Origin of the sequence: Methylotuvimicrobium buryatense, assembly GCF_005931095.1 — a bacterium.
In the GTDB taxonomy this organism is placed as follows: Bacteria; Pseudomonadota; Gammaproteobacteria; order Methylococcales; family Methylomonadaceae; genus Methylotuvimicrobium; species Methylotuvimicrobium buryatense.
In genome coordinates this window covers 3,621,224-3,642,369 of record NZ_CP035467.1, presented here as the reverse complement: position 1 = coordinate 3,642,369, position 21,146 = coordinate 3,621,224, and the positions used below count along the sequence as shown (strand labels likewise).

Here is a 21,146-nt window from a genome sequence, read left to right as displayed (position 1 = left end):
CTGGAGTTCGAGTCGGCTCTGCCGCTATTCCGTTCCGCTTCATCGAAGTTTAAACGGCTGGCTGCTTGGTTACTGAGTATTGTCCTTTTCGACGGCTTCGTCCAAGCGCTGCATGATGTCGGGGACTGCGCTAATGACTCGGTTCCAGCTTGGCATGAATGGGGTTTCCATTGGGTTGTCGAGAAAAGAATCGCCGGCGCGCATAATATTACGAGTAAACAATTCGACGGTTTTTTCCTCCTGGTGCCGATCCAGCTTCAATCCGTTGATACAGGCATCGTTGTAGTACGCTTCGATCGCATCTAGCGCGGTTCGGTAATAAGTCGCTTTTAGGGTTCGAAACGTTTCTTTGTTAAAAATTACGCCTTGCGTTGCCAGTTTGCGGTAAATCGCCTTGGCGATGTCTGTGCTCATTCTGGATAGTCCGAGGCTGGCATCTTCCTCCGATAGCTCTTGATGTTTGTGATCGTAAGCATCGGCAATTTCCACTTGACAGATATGATTGCTGGAGTGATTTCGGTAGATTTCGGATAGTACGCCGATTTCCAGTCCCCAATCGCTCGGTATGCGGATCTCCTTGAGGCTGTCGACGCGCGTTGCGAACTCGCCGGACAAAGCATAACGAAAACTGTCCAAATAATTGAGATAATCCATATTGCCGATGACTTGTTTTAGTGCTCTGATCAGCGGCGTGACTAATAGGCGGCAGACCCGGCCGTTTAGTTTGTTATCGGCAACCCGGTAATAATAGCCTTTGCAGAATTCATAATTAAAGCTGGGGTTGGCGACCGGGTAAAACAGTCGAGCCGGCAGTTCCCGGTTATAGGTCAATATGTCGCAGTCGTGTAAGGCGACTGCTTCCGCTTGGCGCGAGGCGAGAACATAGCCGTAACAATACCATACGTTGCGCCCTTTGCCGGGTTCGATCGGCGCCAGTCCTTCTTCGGCAAGCAATCGATCGATCGCTTGCAAATTCGGTCCGTCGTTCCATAGAATTTTATGTGGCTGCGGCAGTTTGCTGAAAAATTCGCGGGCATGGTTAAATTCGCTACGGTCGGCACGGTCCAAGCCGATGACGATCTGGCTTAAATAAGGAATTTCTCGTATTTGCTCGATGATGTTATTCAGTGCCGGACCTTGTAGTTCCGAATAGAGCGAAGGCAATACTAACGCCATTGGTCTCTCTTTGGAAAAGGCCAGTAATTCATTCTCCATTTCGGCCAGTCGGTTATGTTGCAGGCGGTGTAAGGTCGTAATCGCGCCGTTTTGAAAAAAATCACTCATAGTCGGTTCCTCCGTCGATACGTTTGAAAATAGCCTCCATCGCTTCGCGCCATCCTTCGGGGGCTTGATGTTGAGTATAGATGACTTCAGCATCAGGTTTATTTACAGCAAGAGATGTGCCTGACTTTTTGCGAATGACCGCAGCCAGGTCTGCTTGCTCGAGCATGGCTCTGTCATTTTGGCTATCGCCAAGGGCGATGCTGGTAAAGTCGGTGTCATGTTTCCGATGATAGAGCTTGATCAGTTGATGCATGGCCTTGGCCTTATCGGTATCTTGTCCTTGCGCATGAAAAAATCGGCCGCCTTTCAATAGTTTTAGCCCGTTTTCTGCAAGGGCTTTTTCGAATAGTGCTAATTCAGCATTGCCGCCTTGCCAAAGCAGCGGCTCCGAGCCGGTTCTTTGTTTGGCCATCGCTGCTTTGGTCAAGGCTAAGCCGGTCAGATTGCTGACGGCTTCGAGGCTGAGGTCGGAAAATCCGGTAAAAGGAAAGTGATGCTCGGCTTTAAGCCTCTGCAGGACGGCTAAAATTTCATCGTAATCCGGGCCTAGGCGAACTTGTGTGAGAGGTGACGTGTAATCGCTAAAAAAGTTAGCCGGAATATAAATAGCAGCCCCATTTTCGACCACAAAAGGGTCGTTATTATGGAGCGCTATTCGGATGTCGAGGATTTCGGGCAGCGTTTTGCTGGAATTTAGGATAAGCGGGATTTTATGGGCTGCGATTCTTGCAAGAACGCCCTTAGACGGTGCGAATGAGTAGGAGTCATGACCCAATAAGGTGCCGTCAAGATCTGTAAAAATGAGATAAGGATACATAATGGTGCTGGGTTTTCATGGATTTCCTGTCGGAGAGGATGGGGCATCGGTTAAAAGTCGATTGATAATTCTAACCGTAGAGTTATTGATGAAAATTGTAAAGCCAGATATTGGCTTCTTGTAATGGTTGCTTTCACCCTAGAAAAAGCATTTCACCATGAAGGTCATGAAGAATTTCCTGATTCCCACGTCGGAGCGATGGGAGCGAGAAAAATTCGGCGCCGGAGTGTCCGTCAAAGGACGCCGTGCATACGTCCATGTAGGCTCTATGACAGCATCCATGCTGTTTACGACCCAATCTTTAATCCCAATCTGCGGTAATGTCGACCAATAAGATGCGGTCGTTATCTAACCGGATTGCCAGGGTTTTACACAGTTGGTCGGTATTAAAGTCCTTGTATCGGGATGAAGCGACTGGGCGAGTTGTCGTTTCCGCTTGTTCTAATGCCAGTAGTTGATAAAAATAAGGCCGCCACGACCAATTAAAGCCGATTTGCTTAGGGTCTTCGAACCATTTTCCGAGTTTGAAATTAAAGTTTGATGAAATTTGCGTGCCTTCATTGTCACATAGATAGAATCGGAGGATGCCGCTTTTTTCGAAAGGTCGTTCCGCGAGTTCATTTAAATTGAAGTCATGTTGTAGTGCGTCTTGCAATTGAGAGATTAAATCTTTTATTAGGCTAATTCGAGAGATTTTTTTACGTTCGGTCTCAACTGTTTTTTGTAGAAATTTTTTTCGTAGTGAGGCTATATGGCGACTGTATTTTTCCGTAGGGGCGAAGTCCGGCGTAGCCTCTGAAAATAGAAAGCCCTGCATGAATTGAGCTCCGCAACGTAGACCGAAAAAAAATTCGTCGTCGGTTTCGATGCCTTCGCAAACAATTTTGCAGCCGTTGAGTTTGCCGAGCCTGGATAGCAAATGAACGACATCGCTGGCGATGCCGCCTTTTACGGCCATTTTGAATAAGCGCATGTCCAATTTGATAAAGTCCGGTTTAATGGCCATGACTCTTTCGAGTTGTGAAAATCCGGTACCGAAATCGTCAATAGCCACTTTTAAGCCGTTTTTGCGGTAAATTTTCACAGTTTCGGCGAGTTTATGCAGGTCGCCTTGGGTTTCGGTAATCTCGATGATAATGCGCTGGTGATTGATTCCTAATTCATCAATCATGCGGAGTGTGGGTATGGCATGGAGGTTATCGAGTAAATCCAGCCATGCCGCTGAAATATTGATGGCAAGATAACTGTTACCGGGTAAAAGAGTGAACTTCTCGAGTGCAAGGCGTCTGACGATGCGGTCGTATTCGATGCGTTCCGTATTGGCGATTTCAGGATCGGAAAAAAGCCCTCCGGCGGACACAATTCGGCGGTTTTCGTCGCGGCGTCTGGCCAAGGCTTCGTAGCCGACTATGTTGCCGCTGGCAGCACCGAGAATGGGTTGAAAATAAGGAAATAAAGATCGATTGTAGTCCATGTCCGAATATATGAGGTTTGCAGGAAGGGGTTTTAGCAAAGCCAATATGAACAAGCAATAGTTATACCTATTTTATTAATGTGGACGGTTTTTTTATGCTTTCGAATAAAGATGCGCCATAACCGAAATGCTTTTTTGCCGATATGGTGCGTTCAACGGTGGCGATGGGCAAAAGTGGTGCGGCGAGTTGCTGCAATGAGAGGGGTTTATCAGAGTAAGCAGGAGTATTGCGGGCGGGCGTGATGTCGCGGTATGTTTATTTCAGGTATAAAAAAACCCCCCGCCTTGTGGGCGGAGGGCTTTTTTTACGTTTTATTCTACGAAAACGTTTTTAGCCGCTTTTCTTCTTTGTTCTGCGGCTTGAACTTGAGCTTCGCTTTGACCGACAGCTTTGCTTTCAAGATGCTCGGTTTCTCTGCCTTTCAGCAAGAATACGCCGATTACTGTGCCAAGAATAAGTGCGCCTATCCACAGCCAAAAAGTATCTTTTTCTTGTGCTTCTGCCATTTTATTATCCTCTTGTTATTTTAGTAGTGTTATTAATCCCCTTCTCCTCAAAGGGGGACTCTATAAAAGTCAGTTATAGAGCTTGTTCGCCGAAATTGAATTTCCACGACGGGACAATTTTTAACATGATCGAAGAAACATGTCAAAAACTATTATTAAAAACTTTTATTTTAGTAAGGGAATCAAAAGCTAGAGATTTAACGTGCCGGTATACTTCGCGCGGTCATTTTAGGGTAATGCTATTTTGTTCGGTAGTAAGGCGCGAAAACAGGGGCATAGCAAGCTATGTAATTTTTTTTGCAAAGCGTCCGCTCCTGCTCACGGCCCTTACCTACATCCAAGTTAGGTAACGCAGCTACCGGACAAAAGAGCGCGTTAGCTTACCGAAAATGTGCCCGCGCGAAGTATATACCCATCGCACTTCAAATTTCTGCATTGACGCATGGAGGCGCCGGGGTGTTCGGCAAAAGCTTTGACAGCAGGGGGGCTGTCACAGAGCCTACATGGACGTATTCACGGCGTCCTTTGACGGACCCCCGGCGCCGAAATTTGACCAGCAAAGGGTATATATGCGGTATAGGCTTTATGCGCGGCGACGATTGAAAGCGTAATAAAAATAATGCCGCTGAGTCTATGGAGCGTCGATAACGGAATTTTTTTCATTAGTGTTCGGCCGGCCAAAACCCCGAGAATCGAAGTCATGGCCAGCGCTACAGTTGAGCCTAGCCAGACTGCGGCGGGAAGGGTGGTGCTGCTTAATCCCGCAACCGCCAATTGTGTTTTATCGCCGAATTCCGCAACGGCAATTAAAAAAAAGGTCGTGAAGAAAATCCCGTGTCCACTTTTTTCTTTGATCACTTCATCGGTATCTTCTTCCTCGTTAACTCTCAGCGCATGCGCTCCGAATAGAGCAAATAAAATGGCCACGGATGCGGCCACGAGGTATTCAGGCAGCCATTTTGCGATGGCAGCGCCGAAAATGACTGCCAAAGTATTTAACAGCGCAAACGCGGCAATTGCGCCTAAAATAATTGGCAAAGCGCGATGCCGGGCAGCTAAGGTCATGCAGACTAACTGGCTTTTATCGCCGATTTCGGCGGCTGCAATCAGTACGAAAGAGGTCAATGATGCGGTGGAAAACTCGACAATATTATCGGAAAAAAGCAGGCTTGAAATTTGTTGCCACTGCAGATGAATAGAGGCCATGAGTTGATGAATAAAGTCCATGGATTTATGGAATTAATGGTTTTTAATGTGGGTAGCAGTGAATAGTGTATTAGCCGAGTAAGTTGTCCAAAATCATCATGATGATGAAACCGATCATCAAGGCAAACGTGGCGTGCCTGGATCTGCCTTCGGAATGGGTTTCGGGAATGATTTCCTCACTGATGACGAATAACATTGCACCGGCGGCGAAGCCCATCGCAATCGGTAAAACCGGCGTGAAAATCGTAACCATCGTGATGCCTAATAATCCGCCGACCGGCTCTACCAAGCCGGTTAAAGTTGCGATGCCAACCGCTTTCCATTTGTTGTAGCCCAGACCGACCAGCGGTAATGCAACGGCAAGACCTTCCGGAATGTTTTGCAGAGCAATCGCTGTGGCAAGGATGATGCCGTTTTTCATGTCGCCGGATCCGAAACTCACGCCGACCGACATACCTTCCGGAAAGTTATGTATCGTAATCGCTATGATAAACAGCCAGATTTTATTCAAGGAGTTTAGATGCTGATCGGCAATGCTATCGAAATGAATATGAGGCAGTTTGCGGTCGGCAAAATGCAAAAACAAAGCGCCGGTTATCATGCCTAACGAAGTCACCCAAAGCCCGTTGCCGGGCCAAATTTGGTTTCCGTAGTCGATGCTCGGCACCAGCAGCGAAAAGGCGGTAGCGGCAAGCATTACGCCGGCAGCCGCGCCTAAGAGGCTGTTAAATAGATTTCTCGATATTTCGGTAAAGAAAAGGGCGGGTAGGGCGCCGACGCCTGTTGCGAGACCGGCTAGAATGCTCGCGAGAAATCCGATGACAACGATTTTTCCGAAAATCAGGTAAAGGCTTCCGAAAACGACAACTTGCGAAGCGGCAAAGAGTCCGATCCATGCCCATAAACGTTGGGTATGAGGCAATGCCATGATTTTTTGATAGCGGTCGCTCGAAGTGATGGTCTCCCATTGGCGCGAAAAATAATCTTGAAGGGTCGTAGAGAATGCAGATTGTGTCATGAGTGCGGTCCGGTTGAGTGGTGTAGAGACAGTTGTAAGAATATACCTTTCGGACTTCAAATTTCGGCGATGCTTAAGAAGGCGCCGGTGTGTTCGGTCGATTTTGCTCCTGCAAAATCGACATTCAGGCCATCCATGGCGTTCGCAAAGGCTTTACCAGCAATAGAGCCTACATGGACGTATTCACGGCGTCCTTTGACGGCCAGCCTGGTGCTGAATTTTGATCTACGACGGGTATAATAGAATTATTTTAAAGAGTTTTGCGTACAAATAAATGGATATGATTTCGATTTCAATCGGATACCGAGTTAGGATCATTGACCGAACCGAGCGCAGTAAGACGCGTAACGGAGTTCAGGGTTCTTGGTTAAAGATTCGAGAGTACGTTTGAGTACCTTATTTCATTAGTCTGCGACTTTCTGGCGGGCGGCTTTTCGATGGTTAGGACCCTGTCGATGATGATAACGAGACTCCCTTTTTGATCCTCAAATTGGGAATTGCTGAACTGTAAGGCGGAATATAAAATTACTGAGAATTTTGCGTTGTTCGGCGTAATCGATAATATTTTCAACAGGAACTGCAGCAGATTCGGCGTCTATGGTGAAGCCGATGAAGTATTAGTGGGTGATTACCAAGACAGGCGTTTCGTTTCGCCGGGTATGACGAGAGCGGGTTGGATTGGAGTGAGATTATCGATATAACGATTTGATCAGGGCCGTTCGGCACATGCCTAGTTTTCAAAAAATTACAGGCAATAAAAAGCCCGCATAAAGCGGGCGTGTTCAGATTATTATTGTTATTATTTATTTGAACGTTGTTGTCGCCAAGACAACCAAGCAGTTTGCTCGTTTGTTATTGTTATAATTCAAGGCGTTGCAGCCTTGTCCTCCTCATTACCGATTATTTAATCGGGCTCACTCCGTAAGCTGGAAAGAATTTTATATCATTAATTTTAGTGATGTCCATCAAAAAAATCGATTTTATTTAAAAAATAGTTTCGGGTCGAAAACATATTTAAAAAACAATTAATTATGAATTATAAGTACTTGCTTATTTGGTAAATTGAACGGCACTGTCTGCCAGATGTAATCAGTTATTCAGGTTCTATTCAGGTTGTTTTAAAACCTACTAAAAGCCTTGGTTTTATTGGTTGCGTTTGCGCTGTTCTTCTTCACGTATAAAAAAAACCAGCCGTTCGTTGAGAATCGCCGATAAGTAATAATTGATTCCAGGAGATTTTTGAGCAAGCTTAATTTGCGTGATGGCGGCTTCGGTTTGGCCGGTTGCATAGTAATACTCGGCTAAATAGCGATGCGATTCGGATGGTTGTTTCAGATCGCTGTAGATTTGCGCCAGCAATTTAAAATAGACAGGTTGCCGTTTTGTATTCGCATCCAGCAGTTGCAAAATTTGTCTGGCTTGTTCGGATTCGCCGGCTTTCAGTAGTGCAGAGATGGTATCGAGCTTGATCGCCTGATTTCCAGGGAATTGCTGCATTGCAGCTTGATAGCGTGCTAATGCATTCGAAAAGTTTTGCGCCTCCAATGCGCATCGAGCGTAAGCTGTCGCAAACTGAGGTTGCTCAGGATATTCCTGGGTCAAGGCCTTAAAGATTTGTTCGGCTTCTTGGAAGTTTCTAGTATTCAGGTGGACAAGCCCAACTCCGTAACGAGCCACGGCTCGTTGCTGTTGTGTGCCTTGACCAAGTCGAGGTGTGAAATAGTTTAAAGCCGGTGCATAATCGTTTGCGCTGAGTACTCTGAGTTTTGCCCGTGTCAATAAATAACCCATCGAATCGGGGTATTGTTGATAAGGAAATTTCTCGGCTCGTCCACGCGTGTCGGAGATCCGAGAAGAAGTGACCGGGTGAGTCCTTAAAAATTCGGGAACACCCCGTCCGTAATAACGGCTTGATTGTTGCAGTCGCTCGAAAAAAATCGGCATGCTACGCGGGTCGAAATTGGATGCCGCAAGCATTTGCATGCCGACCCGGTCGGCTTCCTGTTCGTTATCGCGGGTAAAATCGATCTGAAACTGTATGCTGCCGGCCTGAACGGCCATTATTGCCGCTTGAGCGAGTTCCGGCGACTGTGTGCCTATTAAGATCGCTGCCAAGGTCGCCGCAGCGGTCGGTATGGATAGACGGCTGGCGGCTTCGAACGCACGGTAAAGATGGCGTTGGGTAACGTGAGCGATCTCATGCGCCATAACCGAGGCAAGTTCGCTTTCCGCCTCGGAGGTCAAAATGAGTCCTGAATTGATGCCGATATACCCGCCCGGTCCGGCGAAAGCGTTGATCGCGTTATCCATGACCACGAAAAAATGAAAAGGGTTGCCCGGTGTGTCACTGTTGGCAACTAGTTTCCGGCCGATTCCTTCGATATATTGCTGAATTTCAGCATCTTGACTGATGACGATTTGCGAATGTAGGCTTCGGTAAAATGCTTCGCCAAGTTGTTTTTCCTGAGCAGGGGAGATCAACGTGCCGGAAGAGTCGCCCATATCCGGTAATTCGATTTTGGTTATATCGGGCGCGAAAGGGCGGTTGCCTTGTAAAAATAAACTTAAAATTAAGAATAAGGCGGGTCTTTTAGTCATGCGCGATGAGACAAAAAGCTAACGGACTTGGTTCCATGTTGCGATTTCATCGAATTTAATTACTGCGCTGAAATTGAAGGGGAGGGGAATAATTTGCGATTATAATGGCCTCTTTGACATCCAAGCAAATTTTAGCAGCAATTCCCAGCTTGAGCAGTTTCGCCGATTTTAGGGTGTGGGGTATGCTTGTCGAGGAACGCCGTAAACCCGTCCATGGGGCTTGGCGACAGCTCGAACGCCAAGGAAGGCGTGAATGCGGATTTTGCATGGAGCAAAAATCTGCCCTGCTGCCGACATCCTCGCCAAGCATACCCCACACCCTTTTTGATCTCCAAATTGGGAATTGCTGAAATTTTAGAGCCGCACAGAAAAACTGTTTCGATAATACAGGCACTAGTCTTTCAAGAAAGAGCTGTGCAAACCCCGCAAACTTTTCGGATCCAAGTATAATGAAATTTTTGATGGCACAGGTTGAATGGTATGGACAGTAGCGTCGCACAATCAGAACCCTATCGCTTTCGTCCCGGAGTTCGTTTTCCACCGGGCGCGACGCCGATGGCCGGCGGTATCAACTTTTCGGTTTTCAGTCGTTATGCGAGTCGAGTTGAATTATTGCTTTATAAAGCTGCCGATAGCCCTGAACCCTTTCAAATTATTTCGCTCGACCGTAAATCCCATCGTGCTTATTTTTATTGGCATGTGTTCGTCGAAGAACTTCCTCTTGGTACGCATTATACTTGGCGGGCGGATGGTGCGAACGATACTGCCGAGAGCGGGCGCCGCTTCAATATTCGCAAGGAGCTGCTCGACCCTTGGGCCCGTGCCGTTACCAACACGGTGTGGAATCGAAGTCTAGCTTGCGATCCGAATGAAGCTGGTCATCGTTCGTTTCGAGCCGTCGTTACCGACTCCCGATTTGACTGGGAGGGTGAGCAAACCATTAAACGCGGGCTCGAGGGTGCTATTATCTATGAGTTGCATGCAGGGGGCTTCACTAAAGATAAATCTTCGAAAACCAGCCATCCGGGTACATTTTCCGCTTTAATTGAAAAAATACCGTATTTACAGGCGTTAGGTATCACGCATGTGGAATTGTTACCGGTGATGGCCTTCGACGAACAGCATGTGCCGCCCGGTGTTCAAGCAAGAGGACTCAAAAATTACTGGGGTTACAGTACGCACAGTTTTTACAGTCCGCATCCCGGTTTCTGCAAAACGCCGGAACTGGGCACGCACGAAGAAGAGTTTAAAACATTGGTCAAAGCCCTGCATGCGGCGGGTATCGGCGTTATTCTTGACGTCGTCTTCAATCATACCGCCGAAGGCGATGAAGAGGGGCCGTTAATTAATTTCAAAGGATTGGCGAACGATATTTTTTATCATCTCGATGCTGAAGACCGGAGGCGATATCTCGATTTCAGCGGTTGCGGCAATTCACTCAATTGCAACCATCCGATGGTAACGGCATTTATTGTCCATTGCCTGGAATACTGGGTCGAGCAGATGCATGTCGACGGATTTCGCTTCGATTTAGCCAGTGTGTTTGCGCGGGGGGACAATGGCGTGCCGATGGATCACCCGCCATTGCCATGGCGAATCGAGTCGTCCAGGCTGTTATCCGAATTACCCTTGATTGCCGAAGCATGGGATGCCGAGGGACTCTATCAAGTCGGTGCCTTTCCCGGAATGACTTGGTCGGAATGGAACGGCCGATACCGTGATGTGATCCGCCGCTTCGTAAGAGGCGATGCGGGTTTAATCGGTGCTGTCGCCACGAATATCGCAGGTAGCAGCGATCTCTATGCTGATGGCGATCGTTTGCCGGTCAACAGTATCAATTTTGTGACGTGTCATGACGGTTTTACATTGCACGACTGGGTCACTTATGAGCATAAGCATAACGAGGCAAATGGCGAGGGCAACAGGGACGGTACCGACGATAATTTGAGCTGGAATTGCGGCGTCGAAGGTGAAACGTTCAACCGAAAAATTATTGAGTTGCGCCGGAGACAAGCCAAAAATGTGTTGAGTCTATTGATGTTAAGTCAAGGGGTGCCGATGTTAAATGCCGGCGATGAAGTATTGCGTACTCAAGACGGTAATAATAATGCCTGGTGCCAGGATAACGAGATTTCCTGGTTCGATTGGCATCTCGTTGAAAAAAATAGCGATATGCTTCGTTTTGTCAGAGAGTTGATTGCTTTGAGGCGCCGTCATGCTAGCTTGAGCCGGAGCAGTTTTTTGACCGGCGAGATCATTCCAACGCGTAATCTTCCAGATATCATTTGGTATGATCCGGATCTCGGTGAACCTGCATGGGATGACGATCAGGCCAGGTTTTTAGCTTTTATGTTAGCGGGTTTAACTGCAGGCGAAGAAGACTTATATGTTTTATTAAACATGTCGGATCATAAAATCGCCGCACAATTACCTCCGGTTTCCGACCGGTTTTGGCATCTTGCGATCGACACTGCGCAAGCGTCGCCTTTGGATGCTGTCGAGAAGTCTCATCAATCCGTTTGGGTAGGTTTGGCTTGTGCCGTCGAGGCTCGGAGTGTTATGGTTTTTGAGGCGCGCGGTAAAATTGGGGAATAGGGAAAGGTGAAAGGTGAAAGGTGAAAGGTGAAAGGTGAAAGGTGAAAGGTGAAAGGTGAAAGCGGGGAGTAGGGAATTACTCATAGGCGCCTATATAAAGGAAAAAAGCGTCATTCCGCTAGGGATTGGCAGGGATGGCATACATAACTTCACGCCCATGCCGAGATGACGAATAATGTCGTAAATGCCCCATAGAATAGGCATTAAGTTGTCGCTTATGAGGGAAACAAATTTAAAGAGGATGTATTCTGCATTAACCTTAGTGCTAGCGGATTTATTGTCCATGTTTGTTCGATATTCGGTAGAATGCCGGACAGATAGCTTCGTCTGCTTGTATTTGCGGCTATCGGATGAAGAGCGGGTCAGAAAAAATTAAAATGCGGCCGCGCGGAGTAAAACAATAACTATTAAAAAAATAATGACTTCACAAGCCGAATTTTCTTATTACGATTTCCTCAAGGATAGTTTAAAACGGATTCTGCCTAATTCTCAGGCAATGGCGCTGCTAATAATCATTTTACTGAGTTTGATTTTGGTAGTTTCCTTATCCGATTTTCTGATGCCGGTATTTGCTGCAGTAGTGATTGCCTATTTATTGGAAGGACTGGTGCAAAAGGCTGTATCGCTCAAAATGCCACGCTTAGTTGCCGTGCATATGGTTTTTATAGGATTTATAGCGGTATTCGGATTTTTGATTTTTATCTTGATTCCGATGTTGTCGGAGCAGGCTTTTGCCTTCGTCAATCATCTTCCTGAAATCATTAAAAGAATTCAGCGTGAAATCATTAGAATGCTTGAGTTGTATCCGCAGCTATTATCTAAGGAAAGAGTCAAGGAAATCACGTTGATTATTCAAGACAAATTGTTGAGTTACGGTCAGGAGGTGGTCACAATGTCGGCCGCATCGTTGGTCGGGATCATGACGGCAATCGTTTATTTGTTTTTAGTGCCGATGATGGTGTTCTTTTTTTTAAAGGATAAATCGATCATAATCGGCTGGATCGGACAGTTTATGCCGCGGGACCGATTGTTGACTCAAAACGTGTGGATGGAAGTGAACAGTCAGATCGGCAACTATATAAGAGGTAAGTTCGCTGAAATCATCATTTTGATGTCGGCTTGTTATATTACTTTTTCATCAATGAACCTGAATTACGCCGTCTTGCTCTCCTTTCTGGTAGGACTGTCGGTGATTATTCCTTATGTCGGCGCTACCTTGGTTACTTTTCCTGTATTGGGCGTGGCTTTTTTTCAATGGGGGGTGACGACTGATGAGTTTATGTATGTTTTAATTGCCTATGCTGTCATTCAGACATTAGATGGCGTCGTGTTAGTACCTTTACTGTTTTCCGAGGCGGTTAATTTGCATCCGGTGGCGATTATCGTTGCAATCTTGTTTTTCGGCGGCTTGTGGGGGTTTTGGGGGGTATTTTTCGCCATTCCGTTGGCTACAGTAGTTAAAGCGGTGATTAGAGCTTGGCCTAAAGTCGGCGATCGCGAATTGAATACGGCTTTTTGAAAAGGAATGGAGCCCGAACCGGTTCGGGGACGCTGGAGCGTCCCTACTTAGGCTTCCATGGACAATTAACTTAAGCCCTTGGACTGCAGGCGAGGAGCGGGTTTTCAATCCGCTCCTCAAGCGCGCCAAGATTTTTCGCGAAAGCTGAAATGGGGTCCATCCGATTTCAGCAGCGAAAAATTACTTGGCGATTATTGCCTTCGGCGGCCCCGATTCGCCCTGCGTCCGTGCCACTACGCCACATCATCGTAAACTCGATGCGGCTCCGTAGCACTCCCACAAATGGCTTTACGCCGTGTCGCGATGCCTTGTATTTTGCCTCCGCCTACGCTATTCGCGCAGACTCCGGCAAAACACCCGGCGCTACGGCTATCGGGGACTAAAAATCTTCACTTCGCTATCGCTCCGTTTCCAAGATTTTCAGCGAACGTTTTGGTTTGCTTTGGGCATGGTTGAAACGTTCAGGACGTGGCTGCAAACCCGTTCTGCATATTCATGATCGTTAGGTTTAAAGAATCTCCGACGCATAATCGGCCAGGCGCGATCTTTCGCCTTGTTTCAAGGTGATGTGCGCGGCATGCGGCCAAGTCTTAAAGCGATCGACAATATAAGTAAGTCCCGATGTGGTGGCCGTTAAATAGGGTGTATCGATTTGCCCAAGGTTACCGATACAGATGATTTTAGTACCGGGACCTGCTCGGGTGATCAGCGTTTTCATTTGTTTGGATGTCAGATTTTGCGCTTCGTCGATGATCAAATAGCGGCTTAGAAAAGTGCGTCCGCGCATGAAATTGAGCGACCTGATTTTGATCCGGTTCATGACCAAATTACTGGTTGCGCCTTGTTGCCATTCGTTGTGTCCGGAGCGGCTGCCTAATAGCTCCAAATTGTCCATTAAAGCCCCCATCCACGGCGCCATTTTTTCTTCCTCGGTACCGGGCAAAAAGCCGATGTCTTCTCCGACCGGAATAGTTTCCCGAGTCATAATGATTTCGTTGTAGATTTTTTGTTCAAGAGTTAATTCAAGACCGGCCGCCAATGCCAATAGGGTTTTGCCTGTGCCTGCCGTGCCTAAAAGCGTTACGAAGTCGATTTCCGGGTCGAGCAGCACATTGAGCGCGAAATTCTGTTCGCGATTTTTGGCAGTGATTCCCCATACATTGTTATGAGGCGTTCGGTAGTCGTGCGCCAGTTCGAGTACGGCGTTTTTCCCATCGCAGCTTCTGACGATGGCTTCGAAGTCGCTGTCGTTATCCATATATAAATACTGATTCGGATGCCATTCGCTGACTAGAGGGCCTTGCAGCTTATAAAAAGTTCTGCCATTGTCCTGCCAAGATTCCATTTTACTACCGTGCACATCCCAAAAATCATTTTCGAGAATCGCCGATCCACGGTACAGCAGATCGATATCGTCGAGCGTTTGGTCGTTATGATAATCCTCGGCATGTAATCCGAGCGCCGCCGCCTTGATGCGCATGTTGATGTCTTTCGACACCAGGACGATATTGGTATCAGGGTATTTTTGCGTTAAAGCCAGCACGATGACCAAAATCGAATTGTCCGCAATATGGCCTGGCATCGAGTCGGGAAGCATGGAGGATAGCTGGCGGGTCTGGAAATAAAGACGCCCAAACTGTATCTCGCTATCGGGCGCGTGTTCGATACGTGACAGCGGAAATCCGTCTTCAATCGATTCCGACGTCGCACCCTGAATTAGTTCGTCCAAAAAACGGCTGACCTGGCGGACATTTCGGGCAACTTCCGACAGCCCTCTTTTACTATGATCGAGTTCTTCGAGAACGACCATCGGAATAAATATATTGTGTTCCTGAAAACGGAAAATCGCGGCGGGATCGTGCATCAGCACGTTAGTGTCAAGTACGAACAATTTGAGTTTTGGTGAGCTTTGAATATTCATTAAGTATACCTTTCGCTCTTCAAATTTCGGCGCATTCGCTCCCTCGCCCTTTGGAAGGTGTCTGGGGTGAGGGATTTACAAAAATCCGAAATTTGAAGCGCAATGACTAAATTATTGAGTCAAGATTTTGAGTTCTTGAAGGACTTCTGCGATATGGTTTTTGACTTTTACGCCTCGCCATTCATGTCTTAGGACGCCTTGCTCATCGATCAAAAAAGTACTTCGTTCGATGCCTCGGACTTGCTTGCCGTACATGTTCTTCATCTTAATGACGCCAAACAAGTTGCACAGGGTTTCATCTTGATCGGACAGCAAGTCGAACGGGAATGCCTGTTTGCACTTGAAGCCTTCATGAACTTTAACCGAATCTCGTGAGACGCCGAGAATGACCGTATTGAATGCGTTAAATTCGTCAATATGGTCGCGGAAAGCGATGCCTTCCTGCGTACATCCGGGCGTATTGTCTTTTGGATAAAAATAGATGACGACATTTTTTCCTAAAAAGTCGGAGAGCGTTAGGGTTTTGCCGCCGGTTGCGGCGGCTTCGAAATCGGGCACGGCAGTGCCTATGCTAAGCGTTGTCATAATAATCAATTAGCGTTTAATGGGCTCGAGAATGGCATCGAGATTCAACTGATCGCAAAATTCGAGAAAATCCTCGCGAAGTTGCAGCAAGCGCTGTTCCGATGGAATGATAATGATGAATTGCGTCGAAAAAACCGGTGTTTGAATATAGGGAGCGGGGTAGCGGTAGCCTTTGATTTCCTCTATCGCGATGTTACGTTCTAACAGAAAGGTTACGATAGATAGAATGATGTCGTTTTGATCCAGGCTCATCGCCTCCAGAGTATAGGGTAGACCGGATTTGGGTGTCCCCGTTTTTTCTTGCCTTGCTTTATGAATTTGAATTTTTAGTTGCTTTTGCAGGGTTTCGAGTAGGTTTTCGAGTTTGGCAATATGGTTCCAATTACCTTCTATCAACATATAGGCAGCTGTCGATTCGGCCAAATCGGTCGACCTTATTTCAGCGATACTACACTTACACCGGCTAACGGCGGCTAGGATAGGCTCGATATATTGAGACTGGCGTTTTCCAAGTACGGTGATTGCAAGTTGCATGGCATTATTTTTTTATTTTTCAGCACGATAGTAAAGGCCGAATAGAGAGGGTGTTGGATCCGCTTGGCTCTCGATCGGCTCATTACTTAAATGGACTTAGCGTCTGTTACGATCGACCAACATTTTGATAACGCCGTCGATAGATCCTGTTTGGGCTATTTCCCGGTTAAAAGTCGATCGGTAATTAGTGACTAGGCTGACGCCCTCTATCAGGATATCGAAAACTTTCCACTCACCGCTTCTGTTTTTCATCATTCGATAGTTAATATTGATGGGTTGCTGACCTGGTTGATGAACGGTGGTTCGGACAATCGTTCTGGTTGGATCTTCACCGCTGACCTGGGGAGAAAAAGTAATGTGCCAGTCGGTATATTCTTGAAATGCCTTAGTATAAGTTCGTACCAGTAATGTCCGGAATTCTTTTATAAATTGCTGTCTTTGAGCTGGGGTGGCTTGGCGGATATGCCGGCCTAAAACCAAAATCGCGACTCTCTCCATATCCACGAAGTCGCCGACCACGCCATCGACAAATTGGGTAGCTCTGGCAAAATCGTTGCGATAAAGAGGCTGACTGAGCGTCTGTTGGATTCTATCCGAGCTGTTTTGAATGATTTGTTGAGGCGGGCTTAGGTTGGCTGCGGCATTAAGCGGGTACAAAGTCGTGACCAAGCAAAACAAGAAAAAGAGTAGTGACAGCGGACGCCTGTTGTGCATGAAAAGTCTCCGGAAAAAAGTAAATTTAAAGCGCTATAGTATTACGAATTGCAAGCCAAGGAAAATTAGCCGTATTTTTTCAGCAATTCCCAGTTTGAGCAGTTTCGCCGATTTTAGGGTGTGGGATATGCCTGTCGAGGAACACCGTAAACCCATCCATGGGGGCTTGGCGGCAGCTCGAGCGCCAAGGATGGCGTGAATGCAGATTTTGCATTACGCCAAGGATGGCGTGTAGTAGGGCAATGCAGGAGCAATTGCCGAGGAGCAAAAATCTGCCCTGCTGCCGACATCCTCGCCAAGCATACCCCACACCCTTTTTGATCTCCAAATTGGGAATTGCTGCGTCGACGTGCCTACATGGACGTATTCACGGCGTCCTGTTGAGCGAGTGACCGCATTCTCCGTCATGTCTCGTACGTTCATTTGCCTGGCCTTCATGAACGTTAGATCTTAATTCGCATTTAATGGCAGTGATGGCTCGGTGGTTCGATGTTAATCGATTTCGGCATCTTCGGACGCATGATCCGGCGTTCGCGGTAGATTTTGAAATAGCTGACTGAAATGAGCCTGCACATTTTCGATGTTGATTTGCGCGATGCCCGAGGCAAAACCGAACCAGACATAAAGCCCGTTGAGATCCCTAAACATGGGTGGTATGTACTTTGGCTCTGCAATTAAGCCATCTAAGTAGTGTTCATAAAGAATAGGAATGTCATCCAGCGTGACCTTGCCGACGAACAGCATAGGCAAAAGTTCCGGAACGCCTTCCAGCGTTGCGCTACGGATGAAGTTGACTAATTCGATAAAGCCTCGGACATAGGATAGGTCTTTCGTGAAGCACGCGCCGCCTTCGACCATGCCGCCGCGAAACACGCGCTGAGCGATCGTATAACTGTCATGAGGGCTTACGTCTCGTTCCAAGAAGTAACGGTAAACTTCAATGAAATCGGCTCCCTGTTCAGCCAGGTCGATCGCAATGACTCTGTCGCTGATGCGGCGAGCGCGGTCCGGAAAAGAGCTGAACGTTAGGGTTTCGATCAAAACGGCCAAACCTTCTTGTGTCGCAGTGATGCGAGGTGAGCCGACGCTAAGCCAGGTGGCCCACGGTTGCAATCTTCCGTTCAATGTGGTGCCGACATGCACCCAGCCTTCATGCACCTCCAGGACTTTCAAATCGAGCTCGGAAAACCAAGCGTTATTATTGATTTTGATTTTGTCCCCGCCGGCCGAGGCATCGGAAACGATGCCGTCACTTAAAACAACGCTCAATGAGCCGTCATCGAAATGGCTTGATAGGCGTTGCCTGAGCGACACTACTGCGGTTTCGGCGTTTATTTCTTTCGGGTGAGATCGGTTAAGATGTTTGGCGCCGGGCAGCGAAAAAATAGCGCATAATCGTTCTCCAAGTTCTAGAAGAGTTTTATTGTCGCGGAGTAAATGATCGCGCGCCGAACCGTACAGTGCTTGGCTATGGATTAAAAAATCGGGAGTACCTCGGCTACGCAATAAGTCGATTACGCGCATGTATTGACAAACCGTATCTTGCAGAATCGAGCCGAGCGAGTCGTTATGTCCCAGGTTTTTAGTAATGTCTCGATTTAAGTCTTTCAACGAGGCGTATACGTTGTCTGCATCGAAGCTTAGTGCTTGTTGTTGATAGAACTTAATGTCGGCAGGCGGGAGAAATTGGGCTCCGCTGGCGAAGAATTGCTCGCGAAAGTTACGCGGCCATTTAATTGAATCGAGGATTTGAATCGGTTTTTGAATTTGAATCAGACGATTGGAAAGTGCCAGTAGGCGTTCCCGGTAGGATGAATGAGCCACGGCTGTATTCCTGATAAAGGGATGATCCCGAGCTTACTAATATTCTGATCGAAGAGCAAAGGATTATCGGCTGAAGCTGCTGGAAATGAATGTGATAGGCAAAAGAGGGTAAAAATAAATTGCCGGACGAATGATTCGTCCGGCAATTTTTTAAGATCAAGGTGGCTTATTTTTTCGCGTTGCGCTCTAAAGTTTCCTTAATGACTTCGTCCGCTACGTTTTTCGGGCACGGTAGGTAGTGCGAGAATTCCATCGAGAATTGTCCGCGTCCCGAGGTCATCGTGCGCAGGTCGCCGATATAACCGAACATTTCGCTTAACGGTGCTTCGGCCTTGATGCGAACGCCCGTTACTCCCGCCTCTTGCGACTTGATCATGCCGCGACGGCGGTTCAAATCGCCGATTACGTCGCCGACATGGTCTTCCGGTGTGAACACGTCGATTTTCATGATCGGTTCGATCAATTGCGGGCCGGCTTTAGGAATCGATTGACGATAAGCGGCTTTCGCGGCGATTTCGAATGCAATCGACGACGAGTCGACCGCATGGAACGCGCCGTCCATCAGTGTAACTTTGAAATCCAAGCAAGGGTAACCTGCCAAGACGCCTTTGACCATGCTCAATTCGAAGCCTTTTTGAACGGCCGGCCAATATTCTTTCGGCACGTTACCGCCGACGACTTTCGATTCGAACACGTAGCCGGTGCCGGGTTCGCCGGGTTCGATGACGTAATCGATCTTCGCGTATTGACCGGAACCGCCTGATTGCTTTTTGTGTGTGTAGCTATCTTCGATACGTTGTGTGATCGTTTCGCGGTAGGCGACTTGCGGTTTGCCGACAATGACGTCGACACCGTGGGTTCTGCGCAGAATATCGACCTTGATATCGAGATGCAACTCACCCATGCCTTTTAGAATCGTCTCGCCGCTGTCGATATCGGTTTCGACGCGGAACGACGGGTCTTCCTGAATCATTTTGCCGAGTGCAACGCCCAATTTTTCGGATGCGGCTTTGTCTTTCGGTGCGACCGCCATCGAAATAACCGGGTCGGGGAATACCATCGGCTCTAATGTGGCAGGGTCTTTTGGATCGCACAAAGTATGTCCGGTTTGGACGTTCTTCATGCCCAAGACCGCAACGATGTCGCCGGCTTGCGCAGAGTCGACCTCTTCGCGCGAATCGGCATGCATTTCTACGATACGGCCGATACGCTCGGTTTTACCGGTGAAGGTGTTGAGTACGGTCGTGCCTTTTTCCAATTTGCCTGAGTAAAGACGAATGAACGTCAATGCGCCGTAACGGTCGTCCATGATTTTGAACGCCAATGCACGTAGCGGACGGTTGGGATCGACGATCGCGAAATTACCGGTTTCGTTGCCTTCCAAATCGACTTCAGGTTGCGGGTTGACTTCGGTTGGGCTTGGCAAATAGTCGACGACTGCGTCCAAAACCAATTGCACGCCTTTATTTTTGAATGACGAACCGCAATAGGTCGGGAACAGGTCTAGATTGATCGTGCCTTTGCGGATGCAACGTTTCAATGTATCGATATCGGGCTCTTCGCCTTCCAGATATTTTTCCATGACCTCGTCTTCTTGCTCGACTGCTTTCTCGATCAATTCAGCGCGCCATTGTTTGACGTCTTCGAGCATGTCGGCAGGAATATCTTGAATTTCGTAATTCATCGGATCGCCGGAATTATCCCATACCCAAGCTTTTTCGGTCAGCAGGTCGACAACGCCGACAAACTGGTCTTCGGTTCCGATCGGCAGTGTCATGACGATGGGATTTGCACCTAAAACTTTTTCAACCTGTTTGACGACGCGATAGAAGTCGGCGCCGATACGGTCCAGTTTGTTGACATAAATGACACGGGCAACCTTAGAGTCGTTCGCATAACGCCAATTAGTTTCCGATTGAGGTTCCACGCCGCCGGAACCGCAAAAAACGCCCACACCGCCGTCGAGAACTTTCAATGAGCGGTAAACTTCGATCGTGAAGTCGACGTGGCCCGGGGTGTCGATGATATTGAATCGATGGTCTTTCCAGAAACAAGTAGTTGCAGCGGATTGGATCGTGATGCCGCGCTCGGCTTCTTGATCCATAAAGTCCATGGTCGATTCGCCTTCGTGAACTTCGCCTAGTTTATGGATTTTTCCGGTGAGTTTTAAAATACGCTCGGTAGTCGTGGTTTTGCCAGCATCGACGTGAGCGAAGATGCCGATGTTTCTGTAATGCGATAGGTCTGTCATGTTGTTACTCTAAAGGTTAAGGCATTAAAAATTTTTTTCGACGGACTCCCAAGATATTGTCCTGAAAGTAGGCTTTTCCCGGCAAAGATCGGCTGGAGCTCGGATATCAAAGCAAACCGAAGCCGGGCACTGATGAGATTCCGAAAGTTCCGGCGTAGTCTTTATTCTCATCCAGTTTCAAAAAACTGGCTATTCTAACCTAAAATAATGTCAAACACAGAATGAAAATATTTAGTTAAGGGAAAAAGATGAAAGGTGAAAGGTGAAAGGTGAAAGGTGAAAGGTTAAAGGTTAAAGGT

Annotated in this window: 15 protein-coding genes; 2 read left to right on the top strand and 13 right to left on the bottom strand. The window is 47.5% G+C overall.

What is annotated here, in order from left to right:
- Positions 1-69 precede the first annotated feature (69 nt).
- From EQU24_RS16210 to EQU24_RS16175, 7 genes are all read right to left on the bottom strand, one after another.
- A complete protein-coding gene (locus tag EQU24_RS16210) occupies positions 70-1,284 on the bottom strand; it encodes a glycosyltransferase family protein (protein WP_017842581.1) in 1,215 nt (404 codons plus the stop codon).
- Positions 1,277-2,101 carry an HAD-IIB family hydrolase gene (locus EQU24_RS16205; protein ID WP_017842582.1) on the bottom strand — a complete coding sequence of 275 codons (825 nt, stop codon included), beginning with the start codon at positions 2,099-2,101 and terminating at the stop codon, positions 1,277-1,279. Before EQU24_RS16205 ends, EQU24_RS16210 begins: the two co-directional genes overlap by 8 nt.
- Before the next feature lie 301 nt (positions 2,102-2,402).
- Positions 2,403-3,575 carry an EAL domain-containing protein gene (locus EQU24_RS16200; RefSeq protein WP_017842584.1) on the bottom strand — a complete coding sequence of 391 codons (1,173 nt, stop codon included), beginning with the start codon at positions 3,573-3,575 and terminating at the stop codon, positions 2,403-2,405.
- A 312-nt stretch (positions 3,576-3,887) separates the two neighbouring features.
- Complete coding sequence (locus tag EQU24_RS16195; protein ID WP_017842585.1) at positions 3,888-4,082, bottom strand: hypothetical protein; 195 nt, start codon at positions 4,080-4,082, stop codon at positions 3,888-3,890.
- Positions 4,083-4,595: 513 nt separating this feature from the next.
- A complete protein-coding gene (locus EQU24_RS16185; protein WP_138767198.1) occupies positions 4,596-5,288 on the bottom strand; it encodes a TMEM165/GDT1 family protein in 693 nt (230 codons plus the stop codon).
- 70 nt (positions 5,289-5,358) lie between these two features.
- Positions 5,359-6,306 carry a ZIP family metal transporter gene (locus tag EQU24_RS16180; RefSeq protein WP_017842587.1) on the bottom strand — a complete coding sequence of 316 codons (948 nt, stop codon included), beginning with the start codon at positions 6,304-6,306 and terminating at the stop codon, positions 5,359-5,361.
- 1,143 nt (positions 6,307-7,449) lie between these two features.
- The gene (locus tag EQU24_RS16175; protein WP_017842588.1) at positions 7,450-8,904 is read right to left on the bottom strand and encodes a M48 family metalloprotease; all 1,455 of its coding nucleotides are present in this window, start codon (positions 8,902-8,904) and stop codon (positions 7,450-7,452) included.
- 480 nt (positions 8,905-9,384) lie between these two features.
- On the opposite strand from EQU24_RS16175, the gene glgX reads away from it, so the two are divergent.
- Entirely contained in the window at positions 9,385-11,499 is a 2,115-nt protein-coding gene (glgX, locus tag EQU24_RS16165; protein WP_017842589.1) for a glycogen debranching protein GlgX, read from the top strand.
- Between the two features lie 418 nt (positions 11,500-11,917).
- The gene (locus EQU24_RS16160; protein ID WP_017842591.1) at positions 11,918-13,018 is read left to right on the top strand and encodes an AI-2E family transporter; all 1,101 of its coding nucleotides are present in this window, start codon (positions 11,918-11,920) and stop codon (positions 13,016-13,018) included.
- Between the two features lie 508 nt (positions 13,019-13,526).
- Here the strand turns inward: EQU24_RS16160 and EQU24_RS16155 are convergent.
- The 6 genes from EQU24_RS16155 to fusA form a co-directional block, all read right to left on the bottom strand.
- Positions 13,527-14,939 (bottom strand): PhoH family protein, encoded by a 1,413-nt coding sequence (locus EQU24_RS16155; RefSeq protein WP_017842592.1) that lies wholly within the window; start codon positions 14,937-14,939, stop codon positions 13,527-13,529.
- A gap of 111 nt (positions 14,940-15,050) precedes the next feature.
- On the bottom strand, positions 15,051-15,524 hold the full coding sequence (locus EQU24_RS16150; RefSeq protein ID WP_017842593.1) for a peroxiredoxin: 474 nt from the start codon (positions 15,522-15,524) through the stop codon (positions 15,051-15,053).
- Between the two features lie 9 nt (positions 15,525-15,533).
- A complete protein-coding gene (locus EQU24_RS16145; protein ID WP_017842594.1) occupies positions 15,534-16,058 on the bottom strand; it encodes a glycine cleavage system transcriptional repressor in 525 nt (174 codons plus the stop codon).
- 96 nt (positions 16,059-16,154) lie between these two features.
- On the bottom strand, positions 16,155-16,772 hold the full coding sequence (locus EQU24_RS16140; RefSeq protein WP_017842595.1) for an MlaC/ttg2D family ABC transporter substrate-binding protein: 618 nt from the start codon (positions 16,770-16,772) through the stop codon (positions 16,155-16,157).
- A 492-nt stretch (positions 16,773-17,264) separates the two neighbouring features.
- Positions 17,265-18,596 carry a flavohemoglobin expression-modulating QEGLA motif protein gene (locus EQU24_RS16130; RefSeq protein ID WP_017842596.1) on the bottom strand — a complete coding sequence of 444 codons (1,332 nt, stop codon included), beginning with the start codon at positions 18,594-18,596 and terminating at the stop codon, positions 17,265-17,267.
- A 166-nt stretch (positions 18,597-18,762) separates the two neighbouring features.
- Positions 18,763-20,847: an elongation factor G gene (gene fusA / locus EQU24_RS16125; protein WP_017842597.1), complete on the bottom strand. Its 2,085-nt coding sequence runs from the start codon at positions 20,845-20,847 to the stop codon at positions 18,763-18,765.
- Between the last annotated feature and the right edge of the window lie 299 nt (positions 20,848-21,146).